Annotated in this window: 7 protein-coding genes and 1 pseudogene; 6 read left to right on the plus strand and 2 right to left on the minus strand. The window is 64.5% G+C overall.

The genetic code is table 11. The features are described 5' to 3' along the window. Window positions 1-648: YeiH family protein (locus AC1DWI_RS10485; RefSeq protein ID WP_477724800.1), on the plus strand; the 648-nt coding region annotated here is incomplete at its 5' end. Between the two features lie 24 nt (window positions 649-672). Here the strand turns inward: AC1DWI_RS10485 and ftsY are convergent. After that, window positions 673-1,800 carry a signal recognition particle-docking protein FtsY gene (ftsY, locus tag AC1DWI_RS10490; RefSeq protein WP_477724801.1) on the minus strand — a complete coding sequence of 376 codons (1,128 nt, stop codon included), beginning with the start codon at window positions 1,798-1,800 and terminating at the stop codon, window positions 673-675. A 73-nt stretch (window positions 1,801-1,873) separates the two neighbouring features. Between ftsY and AC1DWI_RS10495 the strand changes: the two genes are divergently transcribed. The 5 genes from AC1DWI_RS10495 to AC1DWI_RS10515 all read left to right on the plus strand — a co-directional run bounded on the left by AC1DWI_RS10495 (window position 1,874) and on the right by AC1DWI_RS10515 (window position 6,300). Then, on the plus strand, window positions 1,874-3,349 hold the full coding sequence (locus AC1DWI_RS10495) for a M16 family metallopeptidase (RefSeq protein ID WP_477724802.1): 1,476 nt from the start codon (window positions 1,874-1,876) through the stop codon (window positions 3,347-3,349). A 31-nt stretch (window positions 3,350-3,380) separates the two neighbouring features. Next, window positions 3,381-4,784, plus strand: coding sequence for a M16 family metallopeptidase (locus tag AC1DWI_RS10500; RefSeq protein ID WP_477668287.1), 1,404 nt, complete (start codon window positions 3,381-3,383; stop codon window positions 4,782-4,784). Then, window positions 4,781-5,437 (plus strand): 16S rRNA (guanine(966)-N(2))-methyltransferase RsmD, encoded by a 657-nt coding sequence (rsmD, locus tag AC1DWI_RS10505; protein ID WP_477668286.1) that lies wholly within the window; start codon window positions 4,781-4,783, stop codon window positions 5,435-5,437. Before AC1DWI_RS10500 ends, rsmD begins: the two co-directional genes overlap by 4 nt. 82 nt (window positions 5,438-5,519) lie before the next feature. Next, window positions 5,520-6,029, plus strand: coding sequence for a pantetheine-phosphate adenylyltransferase (coaD, locus tag AC1DWI_RS10510; protein WP_477668285.1), 510 nt, complete (start codon window positions 5,520-5,522; stop codon window positions 6,027-6,029). A 1-nt stretch (window position 6,030) separates the two neighbouring features. After that, window positions 6,031-6,300, plus strand: coding sequence for a YfhL family 4Fe-4S dicluster ferredoxin (locus AC1DWI_RS10515; protein ID WP_457282197.1), 270 nt, complete (start codon window positions 6,031-6,033; stop codon window positions 6,298-6,300). A 151-nt stretch (window positions 6,301-6,451) separates the two neighbouring features. On the opposite strand, the pseudogene AC1DWI_RS10520 reads toward AC1DWI_RS10515, so the two are convergent. After that, window positions 6,452-6,607: pseudogene (locus tag AC1DWI_RS10520) on the minus strand (aminoacyl-tRNA hydrolase); the annotation flags it as partial.

Raw genomic sequence — 6,607 nt, forward strand, 5'->3', positions numbered from 1 at the left:
CTGTCGGGCAGCGCGGTGGCCATCTGCGGTGCGTCGGCGGCGCTGGCCGTGTCTTCCGTGCTGCCCCAGACGAAAGAAAACGAACGCTTCACACTTCTGGCTGTTGTCGGTGTCACGGTGCTGTCAACGCTGGCGATGGTGGTCTACCCTTTCAGCCTGCAGGCCATCGGGCTCTTGCCGGGGCAGGCCGGTATTGTGCTGGGAGGCTCGATTCACGATGTCGCGCAGGTGGTGGCGGCCGGCATGATGCTCGGCCCGCAGGCGGGTGACACGGCCACCGTGGTCAAGCTGTTTCGCGTCATGATGCTGATGCCCATCGTGCTGTTCATTGCGGTGCTGTACCGCAACCATCCGGCCGTCAAGGTGCCGGAAACAGAGGTGCCGCTGGTGCCGGGCTTCCTGATTGCTTTTGTCGTGCTGGTCATGCTGGCCAGTGCAGGGCTGATCGCAGCACCCGTGGTTCAGCTGGCCAGTGATACATCGCGCTGGATGCTGGTAACGGCCATTGCCGCTGCGGGTGTGAAGACCAGTTTTGAAGACTTGCTCAAGCTGGGCTGGAAGCCTGTGGCCCTGCTGCTGGCTGAGACCGTTTTTATCGTGGCCTTTGTGGTGATCTCGGTGCTGCTGCTGAAGCTCGGGGTGCCCTGAGCGGCAAGCGGCGAATCTGCTGGTTCAGCCCAGCAATGCCTGCGCGAACTCACGCGCATTAAAGGTTTCCAGGTCTTCCAGCTGCTCGCCCACGCCGATGAAATACACCGACACCGGGCGCAGCGCGGGTGAGGCCAGGGCACGTTCACGGGCCCACAGCGCAATCGCAGCCAGAACGCCGCCCTTGGCTGTGCCGTCCAGCTTGGTCACGATGAGACCGGTCAGCTGCAGCGTGTCATCGAAGGCCTTGACCTGGGCGAGGGCGTTTTGCCCGGTGTTGCCGTCGATGACCAACAAAACTTCATGTGGCGCGGTGGCATCCGCTTTCTGCACCACGCGTTTGATCTTGCGTAGCTCTTCCATCAGGTGCAACTGCGTCGGCAGGCGGCCGGCCGTGTCGACCAGTACCACGTCCTTGCCGCGCGCTTTGCCTGCGCTCACGGCGTCAAAACTCACGGCGGCCGGATCGCCGCCTTCCTGGCTGACGATCTCGACGGTGTTGCGGTCGGCCCAGACGCTGAGCTGCTCGCGCGCCGCGGCGCGAAAGGTGTCGGCCGCTGCCAACAGCACCGATGCGCCCTCGGTGGCCAAATGGCGCGTGAGCTTGCCGATGGACGTGGTCTTGCCGGCGCCGTTGACGCCGGTCACCATGATCACGGTGGGCTGGTATTGACCGATCACAAGGGGTTGCTCCAGCGGCTTGAGCAGCTGCGCGATCGAGTCCACCAGTGCGTTCTTGACGGCCACCGGGTGCGTCATGCCGCCTTCCTTGACGCGTCGCTTGACATCGGCCAACAGGTGTTCGGTGGCCTTGCTGCCGGCGTCCGCCATCAGCAGTGCGGTTTCCAAGTCTTCATAGAGCGCATCGTCGATGCGGCTGCCGGTGAACACGGTCGAGATGCTGGAGCCGGTCTTGCGCAGCCCGGCTTGCAGCTTGCTGAGCCAGCGCTCCCGCTCCGGGGCTACGGCGCCGGGAACCGGAATGGTGATCGGGGTGACCAGCGCGCTGCCGATCAGGCCACTGCCCGCAGAGGCCGGCGAGGGTACGGGTGTCGCCGGTTCAGGGGCCGGTCCGGCCGGGACGGCTGCATCGGGCGCAGAAGACGCCGGTGCGRCAGGAGGGGGGGATTTTTTCTTGAAAAAACTGAACATTGGGTATGCTTGCGGAGTCCTAGTGGGCTGTTGCACCGTTGCGGGGCAACGTACAGCGCCACACAGCTATTCTATGAAACACCCCAGGCCAGCCCTTTTGACACCCCCAGTACCCCTATCTTCCATACTTCGCCCGTCGGCCGTGCGGCACCTGCCCGCGCTGGTGCTGGCACTGTGCCTGGGCACGGCCGCCCTTGCGCAGACGCCCGTGCCGGCCCCGGTGGAGCAGTTCACGCTGGCCAACGGCCTCACGGTCATCGTCAAGCCCGACCACCGCGCGCCCACCGTGGCCCACATGCTGTGGGTGCGCGTGGGCTCCATGGACGAGGTTGACGGCACGTCGGGCGTGGCCCATGTGCTGGAGCACATGATGTTCAAGGGAACGGCGAAGGTCAAGCCGGGTGAGTTTTCAAAACGCATAGCCGCCCTGGGCGGACGCGACAACGCGTTTACCGCCCGCGACAACACGGCCTACCACCAGCAAATTCCGGCCGGCAAGCTGGAGGACGTCATGCGCCTGGAGGCCGACCGCTTCACGGGTAACCAGTGGGCAGACGACGAGTTCAAGCGCGAGATCGAGGTCGTCAAGGAAGAGCGGCGCCTGCGCACCGAAGATTCGCCGCGCGCCATGCTGTATGAGCAGATGACTGCCATGACATTTACCGCCTCGCCTTACCGGCGCCCGGTGGTCGGCTGGATGAGCGACATTGCGGCCATGACGCCCGACGATGCGCGCGATTTTTACCGCCGCTGGTATGTGCCTGCCAATGCCGCCGTGGTCATTGCCGGTGATGTGGATGTCGCGCAGGTCAAAAAGCTGACCGAAAAATACTACGGCGGCATCCCCGCGCGCGCCGTCCCGGTGCGCAAGCCACGCGCTGAACMCCTGCAGGCCGGCGTGCGCCGTATGGACTTCAAGGCGCCGGCCAGCCAGGCCTATGTCAGCATGGTTTTCAAGGTGCCCAAGCTGGAGCCGGCAGACCTGGCCGCGCCGGCCGCCGGCGCCAGCCGCGACGCGCTGGCGCTGACGGTGCTGGCCGCCGTGCTGGACGGCTACACCGGCGCCCGGCTCGACCGCGCGCTGGTGCAGCAGTCCCGTGTGGCCGACAGCGCCGGTGCGTCCAATGGCCTGATGGGCCGGGGGCCGCAGGTTTTTTCGCTCGACGGCGTGCCCGCTGCCGGTAAAACCGCCCAGCAGGTGGCTGACGCGCTGCGCGAGCAGGTGGCCAAGGTGGCACGCGAGGGCGTGAGCGAGGCCGAGCTGAACCGCGTCAAGACGCAGTGGGTGGCCAGCGAGACCTACAAGCTCGACTCGGTCTTCAACCAGGCGCGCGAGCTCGGCTCGCACTGGGTGCAAGGCCTGCCGCTGGATGCCAGCGAACGCATCATTGCCGCCCTGCGTAGCATCACGGGCGCCGAGGTGCAGGCCGTGGCCGCGAAATATTTTGGTGACGACCAGATGACGATGGCAACGCTGTTGCCGCAGCCGCTGGACCCGAACCGCAAGCCGCGCCAGGGCACTGCGCCCGCCGGTGACCTGCAGCGTTGAACTGCCCTACTCATCCAGAATTGCTGACAACATGATGATTGCTATAAAAACAATAGCGGCTCGCGCAAGGTGTGTATGGGTTGCAGGTCTTTTTAGCTTGTTTTTTCACTCGCTGGCGCTGGCCGGACTGCCGATCCAGCACTGGACGCAACCCAATGGCGCCAAGGTTTACCTGGTCGAAAGCCCGGCGATTGCGATGCTGGACGTGCAGATCGATCTGGACGCCGGCAACCGGCGTGACCCTGCCGATAAGGCAGGCCTGGCCAGCATGATGGCCGGCCTGCTGGAAAAAGGGGTGCGTGCCAGCAATGGCTTGGGGCCTGAAGTTATTTGTGGAGGGCTGTGCGTTCCCGAGCCGGCGCTTGACGAAAACGCCCTCAGCGAAGCCTGGGCGGACCTGGGCGCGCAGTTCGGCGCCGGCACCACGTCCGACCGCCTGAGCTTTTCACTGCGCACCCTGACCGACCCGGCGCTGCTGGACAAGGCGGCTGCGCTGGCCGCGCGTGAGATCGCCGAGCCGGCTTTTCCCGAAGTTGTGTGGCAACGCGAACGCGCACGCCTGCAGGCCTCGATCCGCGAGTCCTATACCCGCCCGGCCAGTGTTGCCGGCCGCGCCTACACGCCAGCTGTGTACGGCACACATCCCTACGGGTACGAAGTCACGGAAGAAAGCTTGGCGCGCATCAGCGTGAGCGACATGCGCGCCGCGCATGCCGCCGGCGTGACGGCTTGCCGCGCGCGCATCAGCATGGTGGGCGCGGTGACGCGCGCGCAGGCTGATGCCATCGCCGCCAAATTGCTGTCACGTCTGCCGCAGGTGGCTTGCGCCAGCCTGCCGCCGTTGCCGGCCGTTGCCGAGGTCGAGCCGCTGGCTGCGCCGGTTGAAAAACGCATTCCGTTTGCCTCGGCGCAGACGCAGGTGCTGATTGGCCAGCCGGGCTACAAGCGCTCGGACCCGGACTACTTTGCCCTGACGGTGGGCAATTACATCCTGGGCGGCGGCGGTTTTGTGTCGCGCCTGACGAGCGAAGTGCGTGAAAAGCGCGGCTTGACGTATGGCGTATCGAGTTATTTCTCCCCCGCCCTGCACGCGGGCGCCTTCACCATCAGCATGCAGACCCGGCCCGACCAGGCTGCGCAAGCCGTGGACCTGGTGCGCAAAGTGGTGGCTGACTTTGTGGCCAACGGCCCGCTGGAGGCCGAACTGAAGGCGGCGAAAGACAACCTGGTCGGCGGCTTTGCCTTGCGCATTGACAGCAACCGCAAGCTCCTTGACAACGTGTCGAGCATTGCCTGGAACGATCTGCCCCTGAACTACCTCGATACCTGGACGCAGCAGGTCGACAAGGTCACGGTGGCCGATGTCAAGGCGGCTTTTGCACGCAAGCTGCAGCCCGAAAAAATGGTCACTGTTATCCTTGGCGCCGCACCATGAAGTACACGCCCGTTCCTACCCAAACTCCCGCCACCCCCAAGAACCCGCGCGCCAAAAGCGGCAAGGTTGTGGGCCGCAAAACCGTGCCGCCGGGTGAGATCCGCATCATCGGCGGCTTGTACAAACGCACCAAATTGCCGGTGCCCAGCAAGCCGGGCCTGCGTCCCACGCCCGATCGCGTGCGTGAAACCCTTTTCAACTGGCTGGGCCAGGACCTGACGGGCTGGCGCTGTATCGACGTGTTTGCCGGCACCGGCGCGCTGGGCTTTGAGGCCGCGTCGCGCGGCGCGGCCGACGTGCTGCTGTGCGAGCAGGATCCGGCGCTGGCGCAACAGCTCAAGACGGTGCAGGCCAGGCTCAAGGCCGACATGTGCCGCATCGAGCGTGGCGACGGGCTGAGCGCCTTGAAACGCGTTGCGCCGGGCAGCCTGCAACTGGTGCTGCTTGATCCGCCTTTTGAGTCCACCCTGTACGAATCCACGCTCAAGGCCGCAGCGCAGGCCATCGGCCCGACCGGCGTGGTTTATCTGGAGGCGCCCAAACCCTGGACGGATGAGGAACTGCTGCCGCTGGGTTTGCAGGTGCACCGCAGTGGCAAGGCCGGCGCCGTGCATTTCCACCTGCTGGCTGCTCTGGGTACGCCAGCGGGCTGAATCGCCGGCCAGGCCTTGCCTGTCTCGTGGTTACAGGGCGGCAATTGGCGGGTAAAAGGGTGGGGCGGGCATAATTCCTCCTATGGCCACCTCCCGCACCGCTGTTTATTCCGGCACGTTTGACCCGTTTACGCTGGGCCATGACGACGTGGTGCGCCGCGCTGCCGGGCTCTTTGACCAGGTCGTCATCGCGGTGGCGACGGCCCATCACAAGAAAACCCTGTTCACGCTGAACGAGCGCGTGGCGCAGGTGCAGGCCGCCACTCAAGGTATCGCCGGCGTCAAGGTGCTGCCGTTTGACGGCCTGATCATGGATTTTTGCGCAGCGCAAAAGGCTTCAGCCGTGGTGCGCGGAATCCGCAATATCACCGACTTTGACTACGAAGCGCAAATGGCGGCCATGAACCGCAAACTGCGCCCCGAGGTGGAAACCGTGTTTCTGCTGCCCGACGCACCGCTGCAATGCATCAGCAGCACGCTGGTGCGCGAGATCAGCAAGCTGGGCGGCGATGTCGGCCAGATGGTGAGCCCGGCCGTGGCAACTGCCCTGGCGGCGGCGCACCAGGCGGCCAAAGCAGGTAAGGGGAACTGACATGGCCCTGATGATCACTGATGAGTGCATCAACTGCGACGTGTGCGAACCCGAATGCCCCAACCAGGCGATTTACCTGGGCAAGGAGATCTACGAGATCGATCCGCACAAATGCACCGAATGCGTGGGCCATTTCGACGAGCCCCAGTGCGTGCAGGTCTGCCCCGTCGCCTGCATTCCCATCAACCCGCAGCACATTGAAACGCGGGAAACCCTGTTTGAAAAATACCAGCGGCTGCAAACCATTATTCCGGTGGTCACGGCTCGCTAATTGACCTGGTTGGAGGGTTTGTGGCCTGACATGGCCTTGGAAGCGCCGATTTAGCGCACAAATAGCGGTGCAGTCCAACAGGATCCTGCGCGAGCAGCTATAAAAATCATAGCGTCAAACTTGCGCGCGGCAGACCCGGAACGGTAGACTCTTAATCTTCAATATCCACTTTGCGCGGCGGTTTCGGCCGCGGTGGCGTGCTGGTGTGGATCATCATCGTGGCTTTTTCCATCTCGCCCTTGAGCAGTTCAGGCACGGCCTTGATGCAGCGGGCAATGCAGTCTTCAATCGCCACGCGGTGCTCCTG

This window comes from Polaromonas sp. P3_C2 (genome assembly GCF_056402675.1).